Source organism: Bradyrhizobium sp. 1200_D9_N1_1 (assembly GCF_052075915.1).
Classification (GTDB): domain Bacteria; phylum Pseudomonadota; class Alphaproteobacteria; order Rhizobiales; family Xanthobacteraceae; genus Bradyrhizobium; species Bradyrhizobium diazoefficiens.
On record NZ_CP197226.1, the window covers coordinates 6,727,146 to 6,753,918 of the forward strand.

25 protein-coding genes are annotated in these 26,773 nt (G+C 65.6%); 10 read left to right on the forward strand and 15 right to left on the reverse strand.

The annotated features are described in order from the left end of the window. Positions 1-292: 292 nt before the first annotated feature. The 6 genes from AB5K84_RS32240 to hpaR all read right to left on the reverse strand — a co-directional run bounded on the left by AB5K84_RS32240 (position 293) and on the right by hpaR (position 5,688). A complete protein-coding gene (locus tag AB5K84_RS32240; protein ID WP_028172347.1) occupies positions 293-1,597 on the reverse strand; it encodes a methyl-accepting chemotaxis protein in 1,305 nt (434 codons plus the stop codon). Beyond that, positions 1,575-2,096 (reverse strand): PAS domain-containing protein, encoded by a 522-nt coding sequence (locus tag AB5K84_RS32245; protein WP_011085759.1) that lies wholly within the window; start codon positions 2,094-2,096, stop codon positions 1,575-1,577. The genes AB5K84_RS32240 and AB5K84_RS32245 overlap by 23 nt, the downstream gene beginning before the upstream one ends. A gap of 171 nt (positions 2,097-2,267) precedes the next feature. Then, positions 2,268-3,791: a UxaA family hydrolase gene (locus AB5K84_RS32250; RefSeq protein ID WP_011085758.1), complete on the reverse strand. Its 1,524-nt coding sequence runs from the start codon at positions 3,789-3,791 to the stop codon at positions 2,268-2,270. Between the two features lie 168 nt (positions 3,792-3,959). Then, positions 3,960-4,736, reverse strand: coding sequence for an HpcH/HpaI aldolase family protein (locus tag AB5K84_RS32255; protein ID WP_008549964.1), 777 nt, complete (start codon positions 4,734-4,736; stop codon positions 3,960-3,962). Between the two features lie 115 nt (positions 4,737-4,851). Further along, a complete protein-coding gene (locus AB5K84_RS32260; protein ID WP_011085756.1) occupies positions 4,852-5,079 on the reverse strand; it encodes a hypothetical protein in 228 nt (75 codons plus the stop codon). Between the two features lie 90 nt (positions 5,080-5,169). Then, entirely contained in the window at positions 5,170-5,688 is a 519-nt protein-coding gene (hpaR, locus tag AB5K84_RS32265; RefSeq protein WP_011085755.1) for a homoprotocatechuate degradation operon regulator HpaR, read from the reverse strand. A 111-nt stretch (positions 5,689-5,799) separates the two neighbouring features. Here hpaR and hpaH point away from each other — a divergent pair, with 111 nt between their 5' ends. From hpaH to AB5K84_RS32295, 6 genes are all read left to right on the forward strand, one after another. Beyond that, positions 5,800-6,606, forward strand: a complete 807-nt coding sequence (hpaH, locus tag AB5K84_RS32270) for a 2-oxo-hept-4-ene-1,7-dioate hydratase (RefSeq protein ID WP_011085754.1) — start codon at positions 5,800-5,802, stop codon at positions 6,604-6,606. Positions 6,607-6,637: 31 nt separating this feature from the next. After that, complete coding sequence (locus tag AB5K84_RS32275) at positions 6,638-7,036, forward strand: 5-carboxymethyl-2-hydroxymuconate Delta-isomerase (RefSeq protein ID WP_011085753.1); 399 nt, start codon at positions 6,638-6,640, stop codon at positions 7,034-7,036. Next, positions 7,029-8,567, forward strand: a complete 1,539-nt coding sequence (hpaE, locus tag AB5K84_RS32280) for a 5-carboxymethyl-2-hydroxymuconate semialdehyde dehydrogenase (protein ID WP_011085752.1) — start codon at positions 7,029-7,031, stop codon at positions 8,565-8,567. Before AB5K84_RS32275 ends, hpaE begins: the two co-directional genes overlap by 8 nt. Positions 8,568-8,697: 130 nt before the next feature. Further along, positions 8,698-9,681 carry a 3,4-dihydroxyphenylacetate 2,3-dioxygenase gene (hpaD, locus tag AB5K84_RS32285; RefSeq protein WP_011085751.1) on the forward strand — a complete coding sequence of 328 codons (984 nt, stop codon included), beginning with the start codon at positions 8,698-8,700 and terminating at the stop codon, positions 9,679-9,681. 3 nt (positions 9,682-9,684) lie between these two features. Next, positions 9,685-10,554 carry a fumarylacetoacetate hydrolase family protein gene (locus AB5K84_RS32290; RefSeq protein WP_011085750.1) on the forward strand — a complete coding sequence of 290 codons (870 nt, stop codon included), beginning with the start codon at positions 9,685-9,687 and terminating at the stop codon, positions 10,552-10,554. Between the two features lie 25 nt (positions 10,555-10,579). Beyond that, a complete protein-coding gene (locus AB5K84_RS32295) occupies positions 10,580-12,205 on the forward strand; it encodes a thiamine pyrophosphate-dependent enzyme (RefSeq protein ID WP_011085749.1) in 1,626 nt (541 codons plus the stop codon). Here AB5K84_RS32295 and AB5K84_RS32300 read toward each other — a convergent pair. From AB5K84_RS32300 to AB5K84_RS32320, 5 genes are all read right to left on the reverse strand, one after another. Continuing rightward, positions 12,183-13,427, reverse strand: a complete 1,245-nt coding sequence (locus tag AB5K84_RS32300) for an MFS transporter (RefSeq protein ID WP_441232712.1) — start codon at positions 13,425-13,427, stop codon at positions 12,183-12,185. The two genes, AB5K84_RS32295 and AB5K84_RS32300, sit on opposite strands and share 23 nt — an antisense overlap. 56 nt (positions 13,428-13,483) lie before the next feature. Then, entirely contained in the window at positions 13,484-14,137 is a 654-nt protein-coding gene (gene alkB / locus AB5K84_RS32305) for a DNA oxidative demethylase AlkB (protein WP_038965755.1), read from the reverse strand. A gap of 9 nt (positions 14,138-14,146) precedes the next feature. Beyond that, positions 14,147-14,893 carry a 2OG-Fe(II) oxygenase gene (locus AB5K84_RS32310; protein ID WP_011085746.1) on the reverse strand — a complete coding sequence of 249 codons (747 nt, stop codon included), beginning with the start codon at positions 14,891-14,893 and terminating at the stop codon, positions 14,147-14,149. Between the two features lie 282 nt (positions 14,894-15,175). Beyond that, the gene (locus AB5K84_RS32315; protein ID WP_011085745.1) at positions 15,176-15,862 is read right to left on the reverse strand and encodes a DUF2848 domain-containing protein; all 687 of its coding nucleotides are present in this window, start codon (positions 15,860-15,862) and stop codon (positions 15,176-15,178) included. Then, positions 15,855-17,204 carry an amidase gene (locus AB5K84_RS32320; protein ID WP_011085744.1) on the reverse strand — a complete coding sequence of 450 codons (1,350 nt, stop codon included), beginning with the start codon at positions 17,202-17,204 and terminating at the stop codon, positions 15,855-15,857. Before AB5K84_RS32320 ends, AB5K84_RS32315 begins: the two co-directional genes overlap by 8 nt. A gap of 179 nt (positions 17,205-17,383) precedes the next feature. Between AB5K84_RS32320 and AB5K84_RS32325 the strand changes: the two genes are divergently transcribed. The 4 genes from AB5K84_RS32325 (at position 17,384) to AB5K84_RS32340 (ending at position 21,208) form a co-directional block, all read left to right on the forward strand. After that, on the forward strand, positions 17,384-17,797 hold the full coding sequence (locus tag AB5K84_RS32325; RefSeq protein ID WP_038965765.1) for a Zn-ribbon domain-containing OB-fold protein: 414 nt from the start codon (positions 17,384-17,386) through the stop codon (positions 17,795-17,797). Positions 17,798-17,800: 3 nt separating this feature from the next. Then, the gene (locus AB5K84_RS32330) at positions 17,801-18,940 is read left to right on the forward strand and encodes a thiolase C-terminal domain-containing protein (RefSeq protein WP_011085742.1); all 1,140 of its coding nucleotides are present in this window, start codon (positions 17,801-17,803) and stop codon (positions 18,938-18,940) included. A gap of 106 nt (positions 18,941-19,046) precedes the next feature. Further along, entirely contained in the window at positions 19,047-19,961 is a 915-nt protein-coding gene (locus AB5K84_RS32335; protein ID WP_011085741.1) for an SDR family oxidoreductase, read from the forward strand. Positions 19,962-20,089: 128 nt separating this feature from the next. Then, a complete protein-coding gene (locus AB5K84_RS32340; RefSeq protein WP_011085740.1) occupies positions 20,090-21,208 on the forward strand; it encodes an SMP-30/gluconolactonase/LRE family protein in 1,119 nt (372 codons plus the stop codon). Between the two features lie 90 nt (positions 21,209-21,298). Here the strand turns inward: AB5K84_RS32340 and ppc are convergent, their stop codons facing one another. The 4 genes from ppc to AB5K84_RS32360 form a co-directional block, all read right to left on the reverse strand. Then, entirely contained in the window at positions 21,299-24,097 is a 2,799-nt protein-coding gene (gene ppc, locus AB5K84_RS32345) for a phosphoenolpyruvate carboxylase (protein WP_011085739.1), read from the reverse strand. A 128-nt stretch (positions 24,098-24,225) separates the two neighbouring features. Continuing rightward, positions 24,226-24,630: a YccF domain-containing protein gene (locus AB5K84_RS32350; protein WP_011085738.1), complete on the reverse strand. Its 405-nt coding sequence runs from the start codon at positions 24,628-24,630 to the stop codon at positions 24,226-24,228. A gap of 49 nt (positions 24,631-24,679) precedes the next feature. Next, positions 24,680-25,765, reverse strand: a complete 1,086-nt coding sequence (locus AB5K84_RS32355) for a rhomboid family intramembrane serine protease (RefSeq protein WP_011085737.1) — start codon at positions 25,763-25,765, stop codon at positions 24,680-24,682. 87 nt (positions 25,766-25,852) lie between these two features. Next, positions 25,853-26,647 (reverse strand): enoyl-CoA hydratase/isomerase family protein, encoded by a 795-nt coding sequence (locus AB5K84_RS32360; protein WP_038965766.1) that lies wholly within the window; start codon positions 26,645-26,647, stop codon positions 25,853-25,855. Between the last annotated feature and the right edge of the window lie 126 nt (positions 26,648-26,773).

The window sequence follows — 26,773 nt, forward strand, 5'->3', positions numbered from 1 at the left end:
GGTACGGTGCTCCAGCAGCTTTTTTGAGCAGAACACCTGACGCCAGTGCGATCAAGCACTAACAACGGGCAGACCGTGCCTAGGAAGTATCCGTCGTTGCCCCGTAGGCCTGGACGGAGCGAAGCGTAATCCGAGCTACACGGGCAGTATCGTAGGGTGGGCGAAGCGAAGCGTGCCCACCGCTTTCGTCGTGTGGATCGATGGTGGGCACGGCGCAAGATCGCCTTTGCCCACCCTACGAACGTGGATGCCCGGGACAAGCCCGGGCATGACGACCTCTTGTAGGGTGACGCTACGCCGCCGAGGTCAGCCGCTGCAGGAACTGCGTGACCTCGCGCTTGAGCGTCTCGACCTCGCCATGGACGCGTTCGGAGGCGCTGTTGACGCGGCTTGCAACCCGCCCCGTGTCGGCGGCGGCCTCGCTGATGCCTGTCACGTTGGAGGAGACCTGGGAGGTGCCGGCCGACGCCTCCTGGACGTTGTGGGCGATCTCGCGGGTGGCAAGACCTTGCTGCTCGATCGCGGTCGCGATCGAAGCGGTGATCCCGTCGATCTCGGCGATGGTCTGCGCGATCGCCTCGACCGCTGCGACCGAATTGGTCGTCGATTGCTGCATCTCGCCGACCTTGGCGCTGATCTCCTCGGTCGCCTTCGCGGTCTGGTTGGCGAGGCTCTTGACCTCGGAGGCCACCACTGCGAAGCCGCGACCGGCCTCGCCCGCACGCGCCGCCTCGATCGTGGCGTTGAGCGCCAGGAGGTTGGTCTGCTCGGCGATCTCGCTGATCAGCTTGACGACGTCGCCGATCCGCATCGCCGCATCCGCAAGCGTGCGGATCTCGCTGCCGGCGCGATTGGCTTCGTTCACGGCGCGTCCGGTGCTCGCGGTCGAGCCGGTCACCTGACGGCCGATCTCGGCAATCGAGGACGCAAGCTGTTCGGCTGCGCTGGCGACGGTGGCGACGTTGCGCGAGGCATGATCGGACGCACTGAGCACGCCGGAGGTCTGCCGGCTGGTCTTCTCGGCCGCCGCCGCCATCTGGCCGGCGTCGGATTCGAGATCGGTCGCGGCACCCATGAGGGTGCCGGCCACCTGGTCGAGATGCGTGCCGAACTGCTGTGCGAGGTCCGCGATCTCGACGACCCTGCGGCCGAGACTGTCGGTGCCGGAATTGATCACGGCGGCCGAACGGCGGAACGAGCCGGGCAATCCGCGCGCCAGGATCTTGCGGAAATACTTGCCGCGGCTGGCATACTCCATCGACGCCGAGGCTTCGCGCAGATAGGCGTCGGTGATGTCGAGCATGTCGTTGACCGACTTCTGGATAGCGCCGATCCGCCCGGCCTGACGGTCGCTCAGGATGCGCGCCTCGAGATCGCCGCGCGCCGCCTTGCGGCACACATCCGCGACCTCATCGACGGCCACCGCCGTGCGACGCTGGCACCAGACGGCATAGCCGAGCAGCGCGACCGTCGCGCCTGACAGCGCCGCACTGATGATTCCAGTCACACCGAGAAGCGAGAGTCCGAAGGCAACGACGGCAAGGATACACGCGAGCGCGGTCGCTCCCTGCGCCTTAGAGAGAGAGCACAAATTCATCGTAACCGACACCCTGTTGCTTGAGCAGGCCGACCATCGCATCGAAGCTCGCATGCATGCCGTCCTTGGCATTGGCATGCCGCGCTTCTTCCGCGCACAGCGTCTTGTAGATCGGCTTGATGCGCTCGACCTGCGCCGGATCCGGTTTGCGACGGTTGGAGTGATAGCCGACGATATTGCCGCGTTCGTCGAACGTCGGCGTGACGTGGGCGAACACCCAGTAATGACTGCCGTCCTTCGCCAGGTTGACGACGTAGGCGAAGATCTCCTGCTTGGACTGAAGCGTGTCCCAGAGTAGCTTGAAGACGCAGCGCGGCATGTCGGGGTGGCGGATCAGGCTATGGGGGGCGCCCATCAGCTCGGCATAGCTGTATTTCGCCATGCGGATGAAAATGTCGTTGGCGTAGGTGATGCGGCCCTTGAGGTCGGTCTTCGATACGATCAGCTCCTCCTCACCGAGGAGATTTTCCACGCCAGTCGGCCGTATCGCACGCGTCATCGTTGACGAATCCTCACGAAGGGCGGCGCCCTCGAAGGAGTCGCCCGCATCACCTCACGATTACGGTGCGAAATGTTAATCCCGAGTGACCGCAGGAGCTCCTGCGGTCATATGACACCTACGTATGACTACTTAGGTGTCCGCGTCCTGCAGCGAGGTGCATCAGCACCGCTACATCGTCGCGCCCAGCACCCAGGGCGCGAACTCGGCGCCGCCGAAATCGAAGCTCTCGCTCTTGGTCGGCTGTCCCGAGGCCGTCTTGAGGATGAGCTCGAAGATGCGCTGGCCGCATTGCTCGACGCTCTCCTCGCCCTCGAGGATGGTGCCGCAATTGACGTCCATGTCCTCTTCCATGCGCTTGTACATGGGCGTGTTGGTGGCGAGCTTGATCGACGGCGCCGGCTTGCAGCCGAACACGCTGCCGCGGCCGGTGGTGAAGCAGACCAGATTGGCGCCGCCGGCGACCTGCCCGGTCGCCGCGACGGGATCGTAGCCGGGCGTGTCCATGAACACGAAACCCTTCTTGGTGATGGGCTCGGCGTAGCGCAGCACCTCGACGAGGTTGGTGGTGCCGGCCTTGGCCATCGCGCCGAGCGACTTTTCCAGGATGGTGGTGAGGCCGCCGGCCTTGTTGCCGGGGCTCGGATTGGCGTTCATCTCGGCGCCTTCGCGCTCGGTGTAGGCGTCCCACCAGCGCATGAGATCGACCAGCTTCTCGCCGACCTCGCGGCTGACGGCGCGGCGGGTGAGCAGGTGCTCGGCGCCGTAGGTCTCCGGCGTCTCCGACAGGATCACGGTGCCGCCGTGACGCACGATGAGATCGCTGGCGGCGCCCAGTGCCGGATTGGCTGATACTCCGGAATAGCCGTCGGAGCCGCCGCATTGCAGGGCCACGGTGAGCTCGCTTGCCGGCACCGTTTCGCGCTTCACCTTGTTGGCGTCGGCGAGCGCCTCGCGCACGAAGGCAATTCCCGCCTCCACCGTCTTGCGGGTGCCGCCGACCTCCTGGATGTCCATCGCGCGCAGGCGGCCGGCGAGCTTCTGCTCCTCCATCAGGCCGCCGATCTGGTTCACCTCGCAGCCGAGGCCGAGCACGATGACGTGGGAGAAATTGACGTGGCGCGCGTAGCCGCCGAGCGTGCGGCGGAGCAGCGCCAGCGGCTCGTTCTGCGTCATGCCGCAGCCGGTCTTGTGCGTCAGCGCGACCACGCCGTCGACGTTGGGGAAATCGGCCAGCGGGTTGTCGCCGCTGAAGGGGTTCTTCTTGAAGACGTCGGCGACGAGGCTCGCGACATGCGCGCTGCAATTCACCGAAGTGAGGATGCCGATATAGTTGCGCGTGGCGACGCGGCCGTCCGGGCGGCGGATGCCTTCGAAGGTCGCCGGCAGGTCGAAGTTCGGCGTCGGCTTGACGTCGGCGCAATAGGCATAGTCCTTGGCGAAATCGCCCATGCCGCAATTCTGGGTGTGCACGTGCTGGCCGGGCGCGATCGGCACCGTGGCAAAGCCGATGATCTGGCCGTAGCGCTTGATCGGCTCGCCCACCGCGATCGGCTTGATCGCGACCTTGTGGCCGGAGGGAATGCGTTCGACCGTCGTCACGCCGTCGGCCACCGCTGTTCCAGGCGGCAGGCTGGCGCGCGCGATCAGCACGCCATCATCGGGATGCAGGCGGATGGCGGGGCTGATGGTCATCAGAGGTCTCCTTAGGTCTTCAACGTATCGTGCCCCGGACGCTGCGCAGCGCGAAGCCGTGCGCTGCAGATCCGGGGCCCAGTTGTTACGTCATGTACTTCACTGGCTTCTGGGTCCCGGCTCTGCGAAGCGGCGCTAGGCGCCGCATCGCGTCCGGGACACGAGAGATTAGGCCTTGCCGCCCGAATCCTTGCGGGTCGCATTCACCTGCATCTTGGCATAGGTGGTCATCAGGCCGACCTCGTTCGAGAGCGTCACGAGCTTGAAGCCCATGTTGATGGCGCGCGCCGCGCCTTCGGCGCCGCTGCAATGGATGCCCGGGTTGAGGCCCCGCTTGCCGCACTCCTTGATGATCTTCTCGTAGATCGCGAGGATCTCCGGCTCGCTGCGGTCGAGCTTCGGCTCGAGACCGTAGGAGAAGCCGAGATCGGACGGGCCGATATAGACGCCGTCGATGCCCTCGACGTCGAGGATCGCTTCCATGTTCTCGACCGCGGTTTTGGTCTCCATCATCGGCAGCAGAATGGTGTCGGCGTTCGCCGTCTTCTGGTAGGAGCCCGCGGTGCCGTACATGCCGGCGCGGATCGGGCCGTTGGAGCGGACGCCCTGCGGTGGATATTTCGAATAGGAAACGAGGTTCCTGGCCTCCTGCGGCGTGTTGACCATCGGGCAGATCACGCCATAGGCGCCGCCGTCGAGCACCTTGCCGATGATGCCGGGCTCGTTCCAGGGCACGCGGACCATCGGGGTCACCGGATGCTTGTCCATGGCCTGGAAGCACTGCACCATCGACAGATAGTCTTGCACGCCGTGCTGCATGTCGACCGTGACGCTGTCGAAGCCGCATTGCGCGATCATCTCGGCCGAGAAGCCGGAGGGAATCGCGAGCCACGCGTTGACCACGGCCTTGCCCGACTTCCAGATTTCCTTGACCTTGTTCGCCACGTTGCCTTCCTTCTTTGTTGTTTGGGCCGTCGTCACCATGACGAGCGCCGCGACAGCACGGCCCCGCTGTTAGCGCGAACCGGAGCGCCGCGCTACGCTCGCAATGACGCAAGACCTATGCAGTCGCCCTCTGGATGCTGCCTTCGCTGACGCCGACCTCGCGGGCGGTATTCACTATCGCCGCCCGGGTGTCATCCGGCAAGGGGATGCCGTTTTGGGTGCGCTGGATGCGGGTTTTCCGCCCGGGATCGCCGGGAATCAGCACCTGATCGAGCCCTGCTACCGGCTTGAAGTCGACATGGCGCAAGACCTCTGCATCGAACACATGGTAGGTATCGACCACCTTGGGGATCGACAGGGAAGGCCAGCATGCGGTCGGCAAAGCGCCGGCCGCAGGAGGTGGCCCCGGTTCCGGTCAGCGCGCCCCCGGCCCTCACTCCTCGGCACTTGCCTCGTTGCCGGCGCCGAGCCCCGCAAGACTCTGTTCGAGTTCGCCGAGCATCTCCTGCAATTCGGCGAGCTTGCGGGCGCCGAAGCGGCTGGTGATCTCGGCGTAGATCGCCTCCGACGTCGGCGCGACGGAGGCCATCAGCTTCACGCCCTCCTTCGAGATCGAGACCATGCTGCGGCGCTGGTCCGCCTTCGCGGTCTTGCGCTCGATCAGGTTGCGCGCCTCGAGATCGCGCAGGATGCGTGACAGGCTCGGCCCGAGCAGAAACGCCGTGCGCGCGAGTTCCGTGACCTCTGCGGCGTCGATGGCCGCCAGCGCACGCAGGATGCGCCATTGCTGCTCGGTCAAACCGTGCTCACGCAGCGAGGGACGAAACTGCCGCATCACCGCCTCTCGCGCGCGCAAGAGCGACATCGGCAGCGAGCGCGAGAAATCGCGCATCGGAACCTGCCGTGCGGCAGGCGCGCTAGCGTTGGCGGGATCAGCCGGTCTCTTCGTCATGACGCCCTTTCAAGCCGCAAAATGTTTGCAGTGCAGCAAGGTCAGATTCTGTTTGACGCATTCACTTAACATGTTAAGTATCTCCCCGCACCACGATTTGTCAGATCACAGATGGCGCTTTCCAACGACGATATCCAAGCTTGCGCGAGACGTCTGCACCAGGCGGAGAAGACCCGCACGCAGATCCGGCAGCTCTCGCAGGATTTCCCTGGCATCACCATCGCTGACGCCTACGCGATTCAGAAGGCCTGGGTCGACGTCAAGATCGCCGAGGGGCGCCTCGTCAAGGGCCACAAGATCGGCCTGACCTCGAAGGCGATGCAGAGTGCGCTCAACATCGACGAGCCGGATTCCGGCGTGCTGCTCGACGACATGTTCTTCGCCGACGGCGGGATCATTCCGACCGAGCGCTTCATCGCGACGCGCGTCGAGGCCGAGCTCGCCTTCGTCATGAGCAAGCGCCTCGCCGGCCCCGACTGCACGATGTTCGACGTGCTCAACGCTACCGACTTCGTGGTGCCGGCACTGGAGATCCTGGACACGCGGATCGAGCGCGTTGATCCCAAGACCAAAGCGACGCGAAAAATCTTCGACACCATCGCCGACAATGCGGCGAATGCCGGCATCGTGCTCGGCGGCCGGCCGATCCGCCCGCTGGAGGCCGATCTGCGCTGGATCGGCGCGCTGTGTTTCAAGAACGGCCAGTTGGAAGAGACCGGCCTTGCCGCGGGCGTGCTCAATCATCCCGCCACCGCCGTCGCCTGGCTTGCCAACAAGATCGCGCCGCTCGGCCTTGCGCTGGAGCCCGGCCAGGTCGTGCTCGCCGGCTCCTTCATCCGTCCGATCGAGACCCGCAAGGGCGACACAATTCAGGCCGATTATGGCGCCTACGGCTCGGTGAGCTGCTACTTCGCCTAGGCGAACAAAAAAGACAGGGAGTGAAACCGCCATGCCGCATTTCACGATCGAGTATTCGGCCAATCTCGACGGCCGCCTCGACATCGGCGCGGTCTGCGAAGTGGTGCGCAAGGCGGCGGTGGAGACCGGCATCTTCCCGCTCGGGGGCATCCGCGTCCGCGCTGTCAGGTGTGAGCATTATGCGATCGCGGATAGCAGGCAGGACTACGGCTTTCTCGACATGGTGCTGCGCATCGGTGAGGGCCGCGACCTCCCCACCCGCAAGACAGCCGGCGAGCACGTCTTCCAGGCCCTCTCGCGGCATCTCGATCCCGTCTTCGCCGCCAGCAAGTTCGCCCTCTCGTTCGATATGCAGATCAACGACAAGGACACCAGCTGGAAGCGCAACAACATCCACGACGCCCTGAAAGTGGAGGCCACCCATGGATAAGCCCACGCCGAAAGCCGATGTGTTCCAGGCCAACCGCGACCGCGTCGCGCCGCTCTTGAAGACGCTGCGCGCCGACGGCATCGGCCACATGATCGACGGCAAGATCGTCCCCTCGATTTCAGGCGAGACCTTCGAGACCAAGTCGCCGGTCGATGGCGCTGTGCTCGCGAGCGTTGCGCGCGGCAATGCCGAGGATATCGATCGCGCGGCAACCGCCGCAGCGCTCGCCTTCAAGTCGTGGCGCGAGATGGGGCCCGCGATGCGGAAGAAGCTGCTGCATCGCGTGGCTGATGCCATCGAGGACAATGCCGACGACATCGCCGTGCTGGAATGCATCGACACCGGGCAGGCCTATCGCTTCATGGCCAAGGCCGCGATCCGCGCCGCCGAGAATTTTCGTTTCTTCGCCGACAAATGCGCGGAAGCCCGCGACGGCCAGAACACGCCGAGCGATGAGCACTGGAACGTCTCGACCCGCGTGCCGATCGGCCCGGTCGGCGTGATCACGCCGTGGAACACGCCGTTCATGCTCTCGACCTGGAAGATCGCCCCTGCGCTGGCCGCCGGCTGCACCGTCGTGCACAAGCCGGCGGAGTGGTCGCCAGCGACGGCCGCCATTCTCGCAAGACTTGTCAAGGAAGCCGGCGTCCCCGACGGCGTGCTCAACACCGTGCACGGCTTCGGTGAAGAGGCCGGCAAGGCGCTGACCGAGCATCCCGCCATCAAGGCGATCGGCTTCGTCGGCGAGAGCGCGACCGGCTCGGCAATCATGGTTCAGGGTGCACCGACCTTGAAGCGCGTGCATTTCGAGCTCGGCGGCAAGAACCCGGTGATCGTGTTCGACGATGCCGATCTCGACCGCGCGCTCGATGCCGTCGTGTTCATGATCTACTCGCTCAATGGCGAGCGCTGCACCTCGTCCAGCCGGCTGCTGATTCAGCAAAGCATCGCGGAAAAGTTCGTGGAGAAGCTGACCGCGCGCGTGAAGGCGCTGAAGGTCGGCCATCCCCTCGATCCCTCAACCGAGATCGGACCGCTGATCCACGAGCGGCACCTCGCAAAGGTCTGCTCCTATTTCGACGTCGCGCGGAAGGACGGCGCAACGATTGCGGTCGGCGGCAAGGCCTATGACGGCCCCGGCGGCGGACATTATGTCGAGCCGACGCTGGTCACCGGCGCGCATGGCAAGATGCGCGTCGCGCAGGAAGAGGTGTTCGGCCCGTTCCTCACCGTGCTGCCCTTCAAGGACGAAGCCGACGCGATCGAGGTCGCCAACGACATCCGCTATGGCCTGACCGGCTATGTCTGGACCAACGACGTCGGCCGCGCATTGCGCGTCGCCGACGCGCTGGAGGCCGGCATGATCTGGCTGAACTCGGAGAACGTCCGCCATCTGCCGACGCCGTTCGGCGGCATGAAGGCCTCAGGCATTGGCCGCGACGGCGGCGACTATTCGTTCGACTTCTACATGGAAACCAAGCACGTTTCGCTGGCGCGGGGCACGCACAAGATTCAGAAACTGGGAATTTAGGGAAACGGTCATTCCGGGGCGCGCAAGGCGCGAGCCCGGAATCCATTCATCCACCAACTCTGCTGCGCGATGGATTCCGGGTTCGGCTCTGCGAGCCGCCCCGCAATGACAGGACCGAGGGGAAACGCCAATGCCGGTACCGCAACATATCTTCGAGCCGCCCTTCAACATCATCCGTTCGAGCCACGTCGTGCTCGACGTGACCGATCTGAAGCTCAGCCGCGCGTTCTACGAGACCACCGTCGGCCTGCATGTCGAGGATGCCGACGACAAGGTGGTGTATTTGCGCGCCGCCGAGGAGCATCAGCATCACTCGCTGGTGCTGCGCAAGGCGGCGGCTCCCGCCTGCGCCCGGCTCGGCTTCAAGGTCGGCAACGACAAAGACCTCGACAAGGCCGCCGCGTTCCTCTCCGAGAACAGCCTCGCCTACGCCTTCGCCGACCAGCCCTTCCAGGGCCGCACCCTGCAATTCACCGATCCCTTCGGCTTCCAGATCGAGCTCTATGCGGCGATGGACAAGCGGCCGCATCTGCTTCGCCGCTACGACCTCTACCGGGGCTGCCACCCGCAGCGGCTCGACCATTTCAACGTCTTCGCCGCCGAGGTGCAGGACACCGTGGACTTCTATGCGCGGCTTGGCTTCCGCCTCACCGAGTACGCGGAAGAAGACGGGCCGAACGGGCGCATCGCCGCCGCCTGGATGCATCGCAAGGGCAATGTCCACGACTTCGCCATCACCAACGGCAAGGGGCCGCGGCTGCATCACTTCGCCTATTGGACGCCGACGGCGATGAACATCATCCATCTCTGCGATGTCATGGCCTCCTCGGGCTTCGTCAAGAACATCGAGCGCGGCCCCGGACGCCACGGCATCTCGAACGCGTTCTTCCTCTACGTCCGCGACCCCGATGGACACCGCCTCGAGCTCTACACCAGCGACTATTTCACCGGGGATCACGACCACGAGCCGCTGCGCTGGTCGCTGCGCGATCCGCGCCGCCAGACGTTGTGGGGCGCACCTGCCCCGCGCTCCTGGTTCGAGCAAGGCTCACCCTTCACGGGCCAGACCGTGCGCGAGCCGAAATTCGTCGCCGATGTGCTGGTGGCGGATTAAGCGATGAAGCTCCCTCGCCTCGCCACCTATTCCGTCAAGGGTGAACCCAGGTACGGCGCCGTCCTCGAGGGCGGCATCGTCGATCTCTCCGCGCGCTACGCCAAGGATTATCCGACGCTGCGCGAGGTGATCGCCGCCGGAAAGCTCGTCAGCCTTGCCGAGGAAGCCGCGGGCCGCACGCCGGTTCACGCGCTCGGCGAGATCACCTGGCTGCCGCCGGTGCCTGCGCCGGAAAAGATCATCTGCATCGGCGTCAACTATCCCGACCGCAATGCCGAGTACAAGGACGGCCAGGACGCGCCGAAATATCCGAGCATGTTCATGCGCTCGCCCCGCTCGTTCGTGGGCCATGATACGCCGCTGGTGCGCCCGCGTGCCTCCGCGCAGCTCGACTATGAAGGCGAGATCGTGCTGGTGATCGGCAAAGCCGGCCGGCACATTCCGGAAAGCACGGCGCTCGACCACATCGCCGCCCTCACGCTCTGCAATGAAGGCTCGGTGCGCGACTGGCTTCGCCACGCCAAGTTCAACGTCACGCAGGGCAAGAATTTTGATTCCAGCGGCAGCCTCGGCCCGTGGCTGGTGCCTTACATGCGGGAATCGCAGATCACCGACATCAGGCTCACCACACATGTCAACGGCGAGCTGCGGCAGGACGACCGTACCAGCCGGCTGATGTTTCCGTTCCGCTATCTCATCAGCTATATCTCGACCTTCGCAACGCTCGTTCCCGGCGATGTCATCGTCACGGGCACTCCGACCGGCGCCGGTGCGCGGTTCGATCCGCCGCGATACCTGAAGCCCGGCGATGTGATCGAGATCGAAGCCGAGGGCATCGGGCGCCTGCGGAACGGCGTCGTCGACGAAGCCTGACCAACGATTGAAATGGAATAGCAGAATGACCACCCTCACCGGCGGCGAAGCGATCGTAAGTGGCCTTGTTGCCCATGGCGTCGATACCGTGTTCGGCCTGCCCGGCGCGCAAATCTATGGCCTGTTCGACGCCTTCCACCAGGCGCAGCTCAAGGTGATCGGCGCGCGGCACGAGCAGGCCTGCGGCTACATGGCGTTCGGTTATGCGCGCTCCAGCGGCAGGCCCGGCGTGTTCAGCGTGGTGCCCGGCCCCGGCGTGCTCAACGCCAGCGCGGCGCTGCTCACCGCATACGGCTGCAACGAGCCGGTGCTATGCGTCACCGGCCAGGTGCCAACGCAGTTTTTGGGCAAAGGCCGCGGCCATCTGCACGAAATGCCGGACCAACTCGCGACCCTGCGCACCTATGTGAAATGGGCCGACCGGATCGAAGCGCCCGGCAACGCGCCAACCACCGTGGCGCGCGCCTTCCAGGAGATGGCATCGGGACGGCGCGGGCCCGCCTCGGTTGAAATGCCCTGGGATATCTTCACCCAGCGCGCGGACACGGCTGCGGCGCAGGTGCTGGAGCCCCTGCCCGCACCGCTTCCCGACCCCGATATGATCAAGCAGGCGGCCGCGCTGATCAAGGCGAGCAAAGCGCCGATGATCTTCGTCGGCAGCGGCGCGATCGACGCAGGCGAGGAGATCCTCGAGCTCGCCGAGATGATCGACGCGCCCGTGGTCGCGTTCCGCAGCGGCCGCGGCATCGTCTCCAATGCGCACGAGCTCGGCCTCACCATGGCCGCCGCCTACAAGCTGTGGCCGAACACCGACCTCATGATCGGCATCGGCTCGCGGCTGGAGCTGCCGACCATGTCGCGCTGGCCCTACCGCCCCGACGGGTTGAAGAGCATCCGCATCGACATCGATCCGGTCGAGATGCGGCGCTTCATCTCGGACACCGCCATCGTCGCCGATGCCAAGGCGGCGACCGCCGATCTCGCCGCCGCCGTCAGCAAGGCGGGCTACAGCAAGACCACCGGCCGCCGCGGCGCGATCCGCGAGGTCACCGCAGCGGCGCAGCAGGAAATTCAGCGCATCCAGCCGCAGATGGCGTATCTCAACATCCTGCGCGAGGTGCTGCCGGCGAACGCGATCGTCACCGATGAATTGTCGCAAGTCGGCTTCGCCTCCTGGTACGGCTTCCCGATCTACGAGCCGCGCACCTTCATCACGTCAGGCTATCAGGGCACGCTCGGCTCCGGCTTTCCGACCGCGCTCGGCGCCAAGGTGGCGAACCCGGACAAGCCGGTGGTGGCGATCACCGGCGACGGCGGCTTCATGTTCGGCGTGCAGGAACTTGCCACCGCCGTGCAGTTCAACATCGGCGTGGTGACGCTGGTGTTCAACAACAACGCCTACGGCAATGTCCGCCGCGACCAGCGCGAGCGCTTCGACGGCCGCGTGGTGGCGTCCGACCTCGTCAACCCGGATTTCGTCAAGCTCGCCGAATCCTTTGGCGTGGCGGCGGCGCGCGTCACCGCGCCGGACCAGTTCAAGGCGGCGATGGAGAAGGCGCTTAGCCACGGCGGGCCGTATCTGATCTCGGTCGAGGTGACGCGGGACTCCGAAGTCAGCCCGTGGGCGTTCATCCACCCGCCGAAGCCTTGAGGCCGGGCGCGCCCTGAAGTCGCGCCGCCGCGATCACCAACAGGCCCGCGCCTGCGACCGACCAGCAGGCGACCGGGGCCCAGTGCAGCAGCGGCGCGTACTCGGGCATTTTCTGCAAGCCGCCGGCGACCGCCGCCATCCGCGCGAAGGTGCCGAGCGCCAGCGCCGAGAACACGAGGCCGGTGACCTTCCCCTCCGCACCGGTCGAGCCGATCGCCAGCGCGGCCGAGATCGCGCTCATCAGCATGCAGCCCCAGGCCGCGCCGGCGAGAAACTGCGCGGCGATCAGCGTGTTGAGGCTGCCGGCAAGCTCCGCTGCCGCGATCGCGACCGCTCCAAGCAATCCGGCGGCGCCCATCACGATCAGGCCGCCGCGGTGCTTGACGATGAGGCTCGCCGGAAACATCGCGATGTTGAAGCCGATCCAGAACACCGGCATCAGCCACTGCAGCTCGTCCGGCTTGGCGAACCGCAGATAGAACGGCGCGCTGTTCATGGCGAAGTGCAACTGATAGCCGAGCGCGAGCGCCACCATCGCGACGATGAAGGCGATCGGCACCAGGCCCAGCGGCTTGGCCGCCTCGGCCGGCGTCGGCGGCGAGGTGTCGCGCGCCACATCGTACTCGATCCGCGACAGCCCGAGCGCCGTCAGCAGCAGCACCGCGCCGGAGATCACGAAGGGCAGCCGCGCGTCGTGCGCGCGCAGCATCACGCCGAGATAGGGCGAGACGGCGCCGGAGAGGCCATAGCCCAGCATGGCCAGCGCCGCGAGAAACGGCACCTGCGGCCTGGCGCGGTACTTGCCGAGCAAGGTCAGCGGCGGCGCGCGCAGGGCCGACGACGTGACCGACCAGACCACGATCAGCGCGATCAACCCTACCTGCGCACCCGCGCCGATCCCGGCCACGAAAGGCAGCGCGACGAAGGCCGCGCAGGAGATCGCCGCCAGCACGCCGACGAACAGGCCGAGCCGCCCGACGACGGGCGCGATCCTGTCGGCCGCAATCCCCATCGCGGTATCGGCGATGGTGAAGATGGCCTGGTCCAGCATCAGGATGAAAATCACGACCGCCGGCGCGAGGCCGACATCCGCCGCGAGCCTTGGCAGGTAGACGACGTAGGTCGTCCAGCCCAGTGTGAACACCAATTGCAGCACGGCAAGATAAAGTCCCGTGCGAGCCGCGTTTGCGCTCGCGCCAGTCGAGACCTGTGCAGTGGTCATGTCGCCGCCTCCCCCTCGCCGAAGCTTAGACGACAGACTGGCCCTAAGGAAATGCTTCAGAGCACCTTGCGGAAGGTCAGATTGATGCGCTGCCGTCCGAGCAGCGCGTGCTCGCCGTCGGCGAGCGGCGCCACGCCGTGATAGGCGAGCCGGCTAGCCCCGCCCCAGACCACGACGTCGCCATGGACGAGCCGGAAACGGCGCGGCTTGTCGCTGCGCGCCATGCCGCCGAACAGGAAGGTCGCGGGCAGCCCGAGCGAGACCGAGACGATCGGGGCGGCGTAGTCCAGCTCGTCCTTGTCCTGATGCAGCGACAGCCGCGTGCCGGGCTCGTAGCGATTGACGAGGCAGGCATCGGGCGCAAAGCCCGTGAAGCCGCCCTGCTCCGCAGCGCGGCGCGCCAGATCGCGAAACGCCGGCGGCATCGCGGGCCACGGCACGCCGGTTCGCGGATCGACCGGATCGTAGCGATAGCCGGTGTGATCGGTGATCCAACCGCGCTCACCGCAATTGGTCATCGCCACGGACATCTGATAGCCACCGGGCGTGGTCATCCGCCGGAATGGCGATTGCGCCACGATCGCGCGCGCGGCGGCAATCAGCTCGCTCTCGATCGGCCTGACGAAGCCGCGCAGCAAGACGGCGCCGTCGGCGATCTCCTCGCGCGAGGGCTGCGCCTCGGCGACGCTATCAAACAAATCCGCCGTCAACGCCTGCGCTCATTTGGCATCATGAAAAATCACACCCAGCGTGTGGCGTTGGCCGGACCTGATGCGGCTGACGCCATGGCGGAGGTTAACCCGGTAGGTGCCGCGTGTCCCTTGCACCGGACGGTGATGCACAGCGAAAGCGACGGCGTCGCCCTGCGCCAGCGGCACCACCTCGGCGCGGGACTGCATGCGCGGGCGCTGCTCGGTCAGCACGAACTCGCCGCCGGTGAAATCGCGTCCGGGCTCGGAGAGCAGGATCGCGACCTGGAGCGGGAACACGTGCTCGCCATAGAGGTCCTGGTGCAGGCAGTTGTAGTCGCCCGCCTCGTATTGCAGCAGCAGCGGCGTCGGCCGCGCCTGCCCCGCCTCGTGGCAACGCTTCAGGAACGCCGCGTGCGCGGCGGGGTAGCGAATGTCAATCCCCATCGCTTCGTTCCAGCGATTGGCGACGCCTTGCAGGTGCGCATAGAGCGCCGGGCGCAGCTGCGCGATGAGATCAGGCAGCGGATAGGAGAAGTACTTGTACTCGCCGCGGCCAAAGCCGTGGCGGCCCATGACGATGCGGCTGCGGAAGTGCGCGTCATCGAGATAGAGCGCGGCGATGGCGCGGCATTGGTCCGGGCTGAGCAGGCCCTTGAGGACGGCGCAGCCCTGGGTATCGAGGTCTCCGGTGATCTGGGGCCAGTCGAGGGCATCGACCTGGGAGGCAACGTCAGTTCCGGATTCAGTTGCGGCAATACGTTTGGCGACGCCCATGGCTCATCCTATCCACATCCGTCATTCCGGGGCGCGCCCTCTTGGGCGCGAGCCCGGAATCCATCAAGCCGCAGAGACTGCGGATGAATGGATTCCGGGCTCGCGACGTCGTCGCGCCCCGGAATGACGGAGGTTGTGTCGCAAGTCCTGACGACCGTAACCACCCGATTTCCGACTGCCTCCCCGTCATTGCGAGCACAGCCAAGCAATCCAGAATCCCACCGGGGAACCAGTCTGGATTGCTTCGTCGCAAGGGCTCCTCGCAATGACGCTCGAGAGCCTTCAGCCCCTTACCGGCAACGTCACCACGTCGTACCCATGCCTGATCGTCCGCTTCAGCACGGGGTCTTCCAGCTCGAAGTCGAACCGGTCGGCGGGGCGGATGCCACCTTTGGCCGCAAACGTGCCGCCGAACATGGCGCAGCCGTCGGGGAACCTGGTGCCGTCGAAGCCGCGCGCGATCAGGTCGGCGACGGGGAGCATCGCGTCGAGCGTGCCCTCCTGGTAGAGCACGCGCTCGCCCTTGATGGTGGCATAGGAGCGCAGGATCATCTTGTCCCAATGGCCGATGACGTCCTCGAGCTCCCACAGCGTCGAGGCGATCGGCTTGTCGCACATCTGCTTGGAGACTGTGACGTTGTAGGCCTCGACCTTGCGGTCGGTGTGATCGGAGCCGCAGCCGACGAAGATGCGGCCCTGCCAGCCGATCAGCACGAACTCGACCTCGCCGGACGAGTCGCCGCCGCAGCACTCGATGCGGTCTTCCATGGTCAGCCTCCGCGCCGAGGCGCGGTAGTAGATCGGGGTCGAGGCCGGCGGGGCGATGCCCATCTCTTGCAGCTCGGCGATGTGCTTGTCGCGCGCGACGGGATCGCGGCCGGTCCAGCCGGCGATGACCATCTGGTCGATCGCCAGCGTCAGCGGCGTGGTGGCGTCCTGGGCATCGACGGTGAAAGTCAGGTCAAACACGAATTACGGCCTCCATGCCGGCAGCAAGTTCAAAGATACGGCGGTCCGATCCGCCCGCACCCGCCAGCATCAGGCCGACGGGAACGTCGCCCTCGCGATGTGCGGGCAGCGAGATGGCGCAGCCGTCGATCATGTTGATCAGGGTGCAGTTGCGCAGCGCGCGCAGGTTCTGGGTGGTGAACGCCTTGTCGTCGGCAAGGTCGGCGATCTTCGGCGGGGTGTTGGCGGTGGTCGGCAGCACCAAGGCGTCATAGGGGGCGATGTGCGCATTGACGCGGGCGATCAGCGAGCGGCGCTCGTTGAGAAGATCGATGTAATCCGCCGCGCTCTGCGCCTCGCCGCGCATGATGCGCACGGATACGCGGGGATCATAGACGTCCCCCTTGGTCGTGATGAGATAGCGGTGCCAGGCGTAGCTCTCGGACGCGGCAAAGCCGCCCTTGGCGTTCATCGGGCCGATATCGTGGAATTCAGCCATCTCGATGCGCTCGATGATGGCGCCGTGATCGGCCAGCGTTTTCAGCGCGCGCTCGAACGTCTCGGCCACAGCCTTGTCGAGGTCGTCGAGCGCGATCGTGGTCGGCACCGCCAGCCGCATGCCCTTCACCGGGCGCGGCCTCAGCGCGACGACCGGCTCGTTCGCGAGCACCGCGTCGAGTATGGCACAGCAGCTGACCGATCGCGCCAGCGGTCCGATGCTGTCGAGCGAGAACGACAGCGGCACCGCGCCGTCGAGCGGCACGCGACGCTGCGTCGGCTTGTAGCCGACGATGCCGTTGAAGGCCGCCGGAATGCGGCAGGAGCCGCCGGTGTCGGTGCCGAGCGCGCCATGCGCCATGCCGTCGAGCACGGAGACCGCCGCGCCCGAGGACGAGCCGCCCGGCACGTGGCCCTCGGCCCGGTTCCAGGCGCCCTTCGGCGTGCCGTAATGCGGATTGATGCCGATGCCGGAATAGGCGAACTCGGTCATGTTGGTGCGGCCGATCAGGACGAAGCCGGCCTTGCGCAGCCGCTCGACCGTCGCGGCGTCGTGCTCGGCCGCCGGGGAATCGTCGAGCGCGCGGGAGCCGGCGCGCGTCACCTGGCCCTTGATGTCGAAGAGGTCCTTGATCGAGATCGGGATGCCGGCATAGCGCGACGGTGCGGCCTTGACCTTGCGCAAGGCGTCCATCGCATCCGCCGCCGCGAGCGCGGCGTCTTTGTCGACGTGGATGAAGGTGCGCTGGCCCTCGCCGGCGGGGTCGGCGATCCTGGCGAGACAGGCCTCGACCAGCTTGCGGGAGGTGGTGCGGCCGCTTTCGAGGTCGTCGGAGAGCTTCGCCAGTGTCGGAAAATCGGGCATGTCTGTCTCACGGAATATTTGCGCGCGCAATCTATAGCGCTGCTTCAGTTCGACACAAGCATTGTGCGCATGATGGCATGCATGCGCATTGCTGGACCGTTGACGCGCGATGGTCGATTGTCGCATCAAGGTCGAAGCAGGCAGGCACAAAGGCCTGCCGCCCGGGAGGACCCGCCGACATGGCCGAACCGCAGCGCGCACGACCGAAACCGACGCCGGAGACCCAGCATTTCTGGGACGGCACGAAAGCGGGCGAACTGCGCCTGCAGCGCTGCGACGCCTGCGCGCATGTCTACTTCCCGCCGCGCCCGTTCTGCCCGTCCTGCGCCACGCGCAAGGTCAGCATCTTCAAGGCGAGCGGCAAGGGTTTCCTCTACAGCTACGTGATCAACCACCGTCCTGCCGCGCCCGGCTTCACGCCGCCTTATGCGATCGCCGTAGTGGAGCTTGCCGAGGGGCCGCGGATGATGAGCAACATCATTGACTGCCCGCAGACCCCGGAAGCGCTCGAACTCGACATGAAGCTCGAGGTCGCCTTCCAGGAGCTCGACGACAAGATCACCCTTCCCGTCTTCCGTCCGGCGAAGGGGTAAGCCATGCGTAGCAACCAGGTTGCCGTCGTCGGCGCGGCCGAGACCACCGAGCTCGGAATCGTCCCCAACGCCTCGCAGCTCCAGCTTCACGCGGACGCCGCGCTCAACGCCATCGCCGATGCCGGGCTAAAACTCTCCGACATCGACGGCTTTGCCACAGCGGTCGAAACGCCGCAGCAGGTCTGCCACTATCTCGGCATTAGGCCTACCTGGGTGGACGGCACCTCGGTCGGCGGCTGCTCCTTCATGCTGCATGTTCGTCATGCCGCCGCGGCGATCGAGGCCGGCCTGTGCAAGACCGTGCTGATTACCCATGCCGAGAGCGGCAAATCGATGATCGGCAAGCTGCCGCGCTCGACGCCGGCGGACAGCCTCAACGGGCAGTTCGAGGCCCCCTATGGCGTCTACGGCCCGCCCAGCATGTTCCCGATCCCCGTGCTGCGCTTCATGAAGACCTATGGCATCACCCACGAGCAGCTTGCCGCGGTCGCGGTGGTGCAGCGGGAATGGGCGGCGAAAAATCCGCGGGCGATGATGAAGGACCCGATCACGGTCGCCGATGTCCTCAATTCGCGCATGATCGCCTATCCGTTCCGCCTGCTGCAATGCTGCCTCGTCACCGACGGCGGCGGCGCCCTGATCCTGACCTCGGCCGACCGCGCCAGGGATTTCCCGCGCAAGCCCGTCTACATCATGGGCACCGGCGAGAGCGTGGAAACGCCGATGGTCAGCCAGATGGAGACGTTTAATTCCTCGCGCGCGTTCAAGACCGCGGGTCCCCTCGCGTTCAAGGAAGCCGGCATCGCGCACAAGGACGTCGATCATCTCATGATCTATGATGCGTTCGCGCATCTGCCGCTGTTCGGCCTCGGCGATCTCGGCTTCATGCCGCATGAGGAAACGGGGAAGTTCATCGCCGACGGCAACACGCGGCCCGGGGCCAAGCTACCGCTCAACACCAATGGCGGCGGTCTCTCCTACATGCACTCGGGCATGTACGGCATGTACGCGCTCCAGGAGAGCGTGCGCCAGATGCGCGGCATCGCGCCGGCGCAGGTGCCGAACGCGAAGATTTCGGTGTGCCATGGCGTCGGCGGCATGTTCGCGGCATCGGGCACGATCGTGTTTACGAACGAGAGGTAACGCACCGTCATTCCGGGGCGCGCGCAGCGCGAACCCGGAATCTCGAGATTCCGGGTCTGGTGCTTCGCACCATCCCGGAATGACGGGCATAACAGGAGGCACCCACATGACAAAATCACTGCAAGACAAGGTCATCATCGTCACCGGCGCAGGCCGCGGCATCGGGCGGGAGATCGCGCTGCTCTGCGCGGCGGAAGGCGCCAAGGTCGTCGTCAACGATCCCGGTGTCGCTGCCGACGGTGCCGGCTCGAGCGCTTCTCCCGCCGAGGAAGTCGTCGAGGAGATCAAGAAGCGCGGCGGCGCGGCGGTTGCCAATTTCGAGTCGGTGGCGGAAGCGATTCCCGCCAGCAAGATCGTGAAGACCGCGACCGATCATTTCGGCCGGCTCGACGGCGTCGTCAACAATGCCGGCATTTTGCGCGACATGATCTTCCACAAGATGAGCGTGGAGGCGTTCGAGGCCGTCATCAAGGTGCATTTGATGGGCTCGTTCTACGTCAGCCACGCCGCGGCGCGGATTTTCCGTGAGCAGGAGAGCGGCTCCTTCGTGCACTTCACCTCCACCTCGGGCCTGATCGGCAACTTTGGCCAGGCCAACTACGCCGCCGCCAAGCTCGGCATCGTCGGCCTGTCGAAGTCGATCGCGCTCGACATGGGCCGCTTCAACGTCCGCTCCAACTGCGTCTCGCCGTTCGCCTGGACCCGCATGATCGGCACCATCCCGACCGAGACCGAAGCCGAGAAGGCACGCGTCGAGAAGATCAAGCAGATGGGTCCGGAGAAGATCGCGCCGGTCTGCGCCTATCTGCTGTCCGATGCCGCCAAGGACGTCAGCGGGCAGATCTTCGGCGCGCGCATGAACGAGCTGTTCCTGTTCAGCCAGAACCGCCCGCTGCGCTCGGTGCATCGCAGCGAAGGCTGGACGCCGCAATCGATCGCGGAACACGGCATGCCGGCGCTGAAGGGCTCGTTCTACAAGCTCGACCGCTCCGCCGACATCTTCCCCTGGGATCCCGTGTAAGGATCCGTCCAGCCGCATTTCCGGCATCCCTGCCCTGCGATCTCTGGTTGTCTCGATCAGAGATCGCCCCGGTTTACGCCCGATTGCAGGCGGATGCTGTCCTCCCAACAAAACTTTGGGAGGAAACCATGACAAGAATACTGACCAACTCCGACGATACGACTGCAAGCGAGCGTGGCGGTCTCGGCCGCCGCACTCTTCTCAAGGGCGCGGCCACGGTGGCCGCAACCGCCCTGCTCGCCTCGCGCGCTGACGCCCGCGAGTTCGGCGCCAATGCCGAGCCGCAGCGCTATCCCGACCCTGACATCATTGCCATCGACCCCAAGCGCTTCAAGGCCAAGGTCGGCAACACCGCGATCAAGCGGCTCTATACCGGCTGCCTGTGGGCGGAGGGACCGGCGTGGAATGCGCAGGGCCAATATCTCGTCTGGAGCGATATCCCGGCCAACCGGCAGCTGCGCTATCTCGACGACGACGGGCACATCTCCGAGCAGTTCCACAAGCCGTCGAACGAGGCCAACGGCAACTCGTTCGACACTGAGGGCCGCCAGATCAGCGCCGAGCGCACCCGCCTCGTCCGCTACGAGCATGACGGTTCGGTGACGACGCTGGCCGAGCAGGCTGGCGGCAAGCCGCTCAACGGCCCCAACGACATGGTCGTGCACCCCAACGACAAGGCGATCTGGTTCACCGATCCCGGTTATGGCGCGATCAGCATCTACGAGGGCAAGCTTGCCAATACCGGCTCGTTGCAGCCGTATCAGAAGGAAGCGGTCTATCGTCTCGACACGCAGACCGGACAGGTTGCGAAGGTCGCCGACGAGCCGTTCAAGCCGAACGGCATCGCATTCTCTCACGACTACAAGAAGCTCTATGTCTGCGACACCGGCATCACGCATTATCCGCAGGCGGAGAACGTGGTGTGGTCCTACGACATCGACGGGTCGAAGCTGTCGAACCCGAAGCGGCTGATCGACATGAAGCTCGACGGCAAGTCAGGCTTCCCCGACGGCCTGCGGGTCGACACCGAGGGCAACATCTGGGTCGGCGCCGGCTGGGTCGGTCCGGGCTATGACGGCGTGCAGGTGTTCGCACCGAACGACGGCGCGCGCATCGGACAGATCCTGCTGCCCGAGACCTGTGCCAATGTCTGCTTCGGCGGCAGGAAGAGGAACCGCCTGTTCATGACCGCGAGCCAGTCGCTCTATGCGGTCTATGTGGAGACACAGGGGGCGCATTTCTGTTGATGTGTGCGCCGTCATTCCGGGGCGGCTCGCAGAGCCGAAATCTCGAGGTTCCGGGTTCGCCCTTCGGGCGCCCCGGAACGACGGCTGAGGTTAGCCCGTATTCCTCAGCCCCGCAGAGATACCGTTGATGGTGAGCTGAATCCCGCGCAGCACCTGTTCGTCCGGGTTCTGCGCGCGGTGCTCCCTCAGCAGCTCGACCTGCACGTGGTTGAGCGGGTCGAGATAGGGGAAGCGGTGGCGCACGGAGCGTTCGAGCAGCGGGTTGCCTTGCAGCAGCCGGTCCTGGCCCATGATGTCCAGCAGCGTCTCGATGCAGGAATGCCATTCGCGGCGGATGCGGCCGAAGATTTTTTCGCGCAACGCCTCATCCGGTACGAGCTCGGCATAACGCGAGGCGATCGCGATCGAGCTTTTGGCGAGCACCATGTCCATGTTCGACAAGAGCATGCGGAAGAACGGCCATTCCTTGTAGAGCTCTTTGAGGAACGGCATGCCCTTGTCGGGATGCTCGGCGATCCATTGCTCGACCGCGGTGCCAAAGCCGTACCAGCCCGGCAGCATCAGGCGGCATTGCGCCCAGGAGAACACCCAGGGAATGGCGCGAAGGTCTTCGATCGCGCGGGTCTTCTTGCGCGAGGCCGGGCGGCTGCCGATGTTGAGCGTCGCGATCTCGTTGATGACGGTCGAGGCCCAGAAGTAATCGACGAAACCGTCGGTCTCGTAGACGAGGCCGCGATAAGCCCTAAAGGCGAGACTTGAGAGTTCGTCCATTGCAGTGAGGTATTCGCGGCGCGGCGCGCTCTGGCGCGGATGCAGCAGGCTCGCCTCCAGCGTCGCGGCGGCCAGGATCTCCAGATTGTTGCGGCCGACTTCGGCGTTGGAATATTTCGACGAGATGATCTCGCCCTGCTCGGTGATGCGGATCTGGCCGTTCACCGCGCCGCCGGGCTGCGCGATGATCGCGTCGTAGCTCGGCCCGCCGCCGCGGCCGACCGAGCCGCCGCGGCCGTGGAACAGGCGCAGGCGCACGTGATGGCGCTCGAACACGTCGACGAGGTTGATCTCGGCCTTGTAGAGCTCCCAGCCCGAGGTGACGAAGCCGCCATCCTTGTTGCTGTCGGAATAGCCGAGCATGACCTCCTGCACGCTGCCGCGGCTGTCGACCAGGCGGCGGTAATCGTGCAGCGACAGCATGCGGTCCATGATGGCGCTGGAGGCCTGCAGATCCTCGATGGTCTCGAACAGCGGCACGATGTTGATCGCGCTGCGCCCGGAGGGATGGACGAGGCCCACCTCCTTGAGCAGCACGGCGACCTCGAGCATGTCCGACATGCCCTTGCACATCGAGATGATGCATTGGGGGATCGCGTCCGAGCCGAACTTCGCATGCGCCTCCGCGGCGGCGTGGAAGACGTTGAGCTCGCCCATGGTCTCGTCGCTGTACTTGACGAACGGGGACACCAGCGCGCGCGTGCTGCGGAGTTCGTTGGTGAGCAGCGAGATGCGCGCGTCCTCGCCGAGCGCGAGATAGGACATGCCGGGGTTGGCGGCGTCCATCAGCTCGGCGATGGTCCGCTCGTGCACCGCCGAGTTCTGGCGGATGTCGAGCCGCGCCAGATGGAAGCCGAAGCAGTCCACCGCGCGGCGCAACAGCCGCAGCCGGCCGCGGGCGATGACGCGGGCGTTGTTGGAGATCAGCGAGCGGTGCAGCACGTCGAGATCGGCTTGCAACTCCTTGACGCTCTCGTACGGCCTGCCCTTGCCGACCGGCCGGCGCGTGATCTCGACCTCGAGCGCTTCAGCCGTCGCCGTCAGGCGCGCATAGATGCCGGAGACCGCGAGGCGATACGGCTCGCCGCTCCGGTGCGGCGAGGTATCCGGCGAGCGCTCCGCCAGCGTGCGCAGCTCCTCGGAGACGTCGGCGAGATGGGCCGCGATCGACAGCTCGGAGCCGAGCACGTGCAGCTCGTTCAGATAGAACTGCATCACCCGGCTCGACTGCAGCCGCAGCGTGCCGCGCATGACGTCGGCGGTGACGAAGGGATTGCCGTCGCGATCGCCGCCGATCCAGCTGCCCATGCGCAGGAACGAGGCGAGCTCGCTGGCCGCCTGGTCGCCGTCCTCCTCCAGCCGGTCTTCCAGCACGTTGACCAGCCGCGGCACCTCGCGCAGGAACGTGTAGTCGTAGAAGGACAGGCCGTTGGCGACCTCGTCGAGCACGGTGAGCTTGGTCCGGCGAAGCAGATTGGTCTGCCACAGCGTCAGCACCTCGCGGCGGAGCTGCTCGTCGCTGGCGGCGGCTTCGTCCTCGGTCAACGCGACGCGCTCGCGGCGGTCGAGCAGGCTAGCGACCTCCATCTCGCGGTCCATGGTGCTCTTGCGGCGGACCTCGGTCGGGTGCGCGGTCAGCACCGGGCTGACGAGCGCGGTCTTGAAGAAGTTGCGCAGGGCGTCAGGGCCGATGCCCGCGGCCTTGGCATGGGCCAGCGTGTCCGCCAGCACGCCGGAGCCGCCGATCTTGGCCGCGGTGCGGGCGCGCATCTGGCGGATGTTGTTCTGGTCCTCGGCGATGTTGGCGAGGTGGGAGAAATAGCTGAAGGCGCGGACGATCCGCACCGTCTCGGAGGTCGACATGCTGTCGAGGATCTGCTCGAGCTCGCGTCGGGCGAGCCGGTCCTCGTCGCGGTGGAACCGGATCGAGGTCTGGCGGATGCGCTCGACCAGGTCGAACAAGTCGGCGCCCTCCTGGTCGCGCACCGTGTCGCCCAGGATGCGTCCGAGCAGGCGAATGTCGTCCCGCAGCCGGGCGTCCGCCTCCAGCGCCTGGACGTCCTCCGGGCGATTGGGGCGAGAATCTGCGGCGTCGGATGGTAATGTCTGGAGGGACATGGCTCGCTCCCCTGGTTCGAGCTCGCTTGACTGCCCGGTTCAGCCGAGTGTGCAAGTTTTTTGCCGCAGCGCAAGGTGAAGTTGGGGGCGGCGCACACTTGGGGTGTTACTTGGGACCGGGACTGCCGCTAGGCCGGCACGATCACCTTGCCGATCGGCCAGAGCGCGATGCCGGCGAGCTTCAGATGGGCCCAGGCGAAGGGGATGCCGATGATGGTGATCGCCAGGACCAGAGCGGTCACGAGGTGGCCGAGCGCCAGCCACCAGCCGGCCAGCACGAACCAGATGATATTGCCGATCACGCCCAGCGGGCCGGTGCCGATATCCTCGACACCCGTGACCTCGTAGCGGCTGACCGCTTTCGAGCCGAACGGCAGCAGCGTGTAGACGGCGATGTTGAACGCCGCCCGCGCCCAGGGCAGGCCAATGATGGTGACGGCCATGATGATGGCGGCGACCAGCCAGCCGAACGCCATCCAGGCGCCGCCGATGAGGATCCAGAGCAGGTTGAGCAGGATGGAAACAGGGGCCATGGGATTATCCGGAGGTCGGTGATCCCTCTTTATAGCACGCCTTCCGCGGTCATAGTCCACGACGCCGGCCGCGTTCGGCACGCAACGACGTGCCGACGAATCCAACATCCTCGATCCCGCGCGAAATCTCCTTCGAACAGAGCCAAAGCGTCACCGCAGCGGCGCCAATCGCGGCCAGCCCCGAAATGAGAACAGGATTGGGGCAGAATATGACGAGAAGATTATCGAGCGGAACGGAGCCAGTTGGCCAGCGCGGGCTGCAAGTCGATGCCAGAGCCCCACCGGAAAGCATCACGGCCGCAGCGTTCGCTCCGGCCAGAACCGTCACGACGATCGCGAGGCCCTTCTTCATGGAGAGGATGAGATCAACCATCTTCACCACGGCACAACACGCGGCCACGACGACGAGGGCGGGGCCCCATCCGGCGCCCCCGGCGGCGATCACCTGAGCCTGGCCGCTCCAGGCCCACAGTGCGGCAACGCAGGCAAGCAGGGTAAGATTGACCTTTACCGCTTCCGGAAACTTGCACCGAAGCACATGGATATTCGCCTTCTCGATGAGGTCCAGCAATGCGCAGGCGATCAAGCCAGCTGCAAAACCACCAAGATGGACACCCCAGTCAATCCGTGAATTGCCGAACGCAAACGCGATGTTCAATCCGATGTTGATCGCGAAGAAATCGAACCCGACATCGAGCTTGCCGAGAATCCACAGGCAAAGCAGCGCGCCCAGAATGCCCGATGTGGCGCCGGACGCGCCGACCGTCAAATAGGGCGTGGAATGAATGCCATTGCCGATGACGGCGCCGAACACCATCGCGCAGAGGTAGATGATGAGGAAATAGGCCGGTCCCACCCGCCGCTCGAGATGCCCGCCCCACAGCACCAGACACAACATGTTCATCGTGAGGTGGACGAAATTGACGTGCAGGAAGCCATAAGCGAGCAGTCGCCAATACTCATGCCGCGCGATTGCGGTCGTGTACATGCCCCCGTAGCGATACAGCAACTCCGCCGGCGCCGACGGACCGCCCGCCTGGATGAAGCAAAACCCCGACGTGAGGACCGTCACCGTCATCAGCGCGTAGACGGCCGCATGAGGGACTTCGAAGAAGCTGGCGCGGAATGAGGGCATAGGTGATCGCAAGCGGCTGGAGCGGGACCGCCAATCTAGCCGAGCCGATCCATAATTGCCACTCTTGCGTGTGCCAGCCGACCTGGCCTACCGCCCCTCGAACTTCGGCTCGCGCTTCTCCATGAAGGCCTTCATGCCCTCGGCCATGTCCTGGGTTTTGAACAATGGCAGGAGTTGGAGATAGACGTGGTGGACGTGGTCGGAGAAGTTCTCGTTGAGGCCCATCCGCATCATGCGCTTGGAGGCTTGCACCGCGAGCGGCGCGTTGGCGGCGATTTCGCAGGCAATCGCAGTGGCGCGGCTCATCAAGTCGGCGTCCGGCACGACCTCGTTGGCAAGGCCCCAGTCCAGGCACTCGCGTGCGCTCAGCGTGCGGCCGGTGAAAATCAGCTCGGAGGCCTTGGCCCAACCGAGCATGCGTGGCAGCAGCCAGGTGCCGCCGGATTCCGGCACCACGCCGCGCTTGACGAAGGCTGCGGCGAGTTTTGCGGATTCCGCCATGATGCGGATGTCGCAGCCGAGCGCGGTGTCCATGCCGTAGCCGGCGGCGCCGCCGTTGACGGCACAGATGGTCGGCTTGTCCATCGCTTGCAAGACCGTCGGCGGTGTGTTGCGCAGGTTGATCGTGGTCGGCGAGGACGCCGCGCTGAGGCCATTGCCGTCGCGCTCCTTGCGCAGGTCGAGGCCCGCGCAGAACGCCCGCCCCTTGCCGGTGAGGATCACGACGCGGACGTTCTTGTCCTCATTGGCCTCGGTCAAGAGCCGCGCCAGATCGTTCAGCATCGGCCCGGAGATCGTGTTCATGCGCTCCGGCGCATTCAGCGTGATGGTCGCGATGTGATCGGCGACTGTATAGAGGACTTCCTTGGTGGCGTCACTCATGACGAATGTTTCCCTGTCGTTTCCCTCGTAGGGTGGGCAAAGGCGCGCTTGCGCCGTGCCCACCATCAGCACCTCGATCGTCATGGTGGGCACGCTTCGCTTTGCCCACCCTACGGGTTCTCGTCG

Bases quoted from the DNA above. Each gene is read 5' to 3' on its own strand.
- AB5K84_RS32310 (WP_011085746.1), bottom strand. From the start codon at position 14,893: ATGGGCGTCGCCAAACGTATTGCCGCAACTGAATCCGGAACTGACGTT.
- AB5K84_RS32340 (WP_011085740.1), top strand. From the start codon at position 20,090: ATGACAAGAATACTGACCAACTCCGACGATACGACTGCAAGCGAGCGT.
- AB5K84_RS32240 (WP_028172347.1), bottom strand. From the start codon at position 1,597: ATGAATTTGTGCTCTCTCTCTAAGGCGCAGGGAGCGACCGCGCTCGCG.
- hpaR (WP_011085755.1), bottom strand. From the start codon at position 5,688: ATGACGAAGAGACCGGCTGATCCCGCCAACGCTAGCGCGCCTGCCGCA.
- AB5K84_RS32245 (WP_011085759.1), bottom strand. From the start codon at position 2,096: ATGACGCGTGCGATACGGCCGACTGGCGTGGAAAATCTCCTCGGTGAG.
- ppc (WP_011085739.1), bottom strand. From the start codon at position 24,097: ATGTCCCTCCAGACATTACCATCCGACGCCGCAGATTCTCGCCCCAAT.
- AB5K84_RS32250 (WP_011085758.1), bottom strand. From the start codon at position 3,791: ATGACCATCAGCCCCGCCATCCGCCTGCATCCCGATGATGGCGTGCTG.
- AB5K84_RS32295 (WP_011085749.1), top strand. From the start codon at position 10,580: ATGACCACCCTCACCGGCGGCGAAGCGATCGTAAGTGGCCTTGTTGCC.
- AB5K84_RS32290 (WP_011085750.1), top strand. From the start codon at position 9,685: ATGAAGCTCCCTCGCCTCGCCACCTATTCCGTCAAGGGTGAACCCAGG.
- AB5K84_RS32335 (WP_011085741.1), top strand. From the start codon at position 19,047: ATGACAAAATCACTGCAAGACAAGGTCATCATCGTCACCGGCGCAGGC.
- AB5K84_RS32325 (WP_038965765.1), top strand. From the start codon at position 17,384: ATGGCCGAACCGCAGCGCGCACGACCGAAACCGACGCCGGAGACCCAG.
- AB5K84_RS32320 (WP_011085744.1), bottom strand. From the start codon at position 17,204: ATGCCCGATTTTCCGACACTGGCGAAGCTCTCCGACGACCTCGAAAGC.
- hpaD (WP_011085751.1), top strand. From the start codon at position 8,698: ATGCCGGTACCGCAACATATCTTCGAGCCGCCCTTCAACATCATCCGT.
- AB5K84_RS32275 (WP_011085753.1), top strand. From the start codon at position 6,638: ATGCCGCATTTCACGATCGAGTATTCGGCCAATCTCGACGGCCGCCTC.
- hpaH (WP_011085754.1), top strand. From the start codon at position 5,800: ATGGCGCTTTCCAACGACGATATCCAAGCTTGCGCGAGACGTCTGCAC.
- AB5K84_RS32350 (WP_011085738.1), bottom strand. From the start codon at position 24,630: ATGGCCCCTGTTTCCATCCTGCTCAACCTGCTCTGGATCCTCATCGGC.
- AB5K84_RS32360 (WP_038965766.1), bottom strand. From the start codon at position 26,647: ATGAGTGACGCCACCAAGGAAGTCCTCTATACAGTCGCCGATCACATC.
- AB5K84_RS32355 (WP_011085737.1), bottom strand. From the start codon at position 25,765: ATGCCCTCATTCCGCGCCAGCTTCTTCGAAGTCCCTCATGCGGCCGTC.
- AB5K84_RS32330 (WP_011085742.1), top strand. From the start codon at position 17,801: ATGCGTAGCAACCAGGTTGCCGTCGTCGGCGCGGCCGAGACCACCGAG.
- AB5K84_RS32300 (WP_441232712.1), bottom strand. From the start codon at position 13,427: ATGACCACTGCACAGGTCTCGACTGGCGCGAGCGCAAACGCGGCTCGC.
- hpaE (WP_011085752.1), top strand. From the start codon at position 7,029: ATGGATAAGCCCACGCCGAAAGCCGATGTGTTCCAGGCCAACCGCGAC.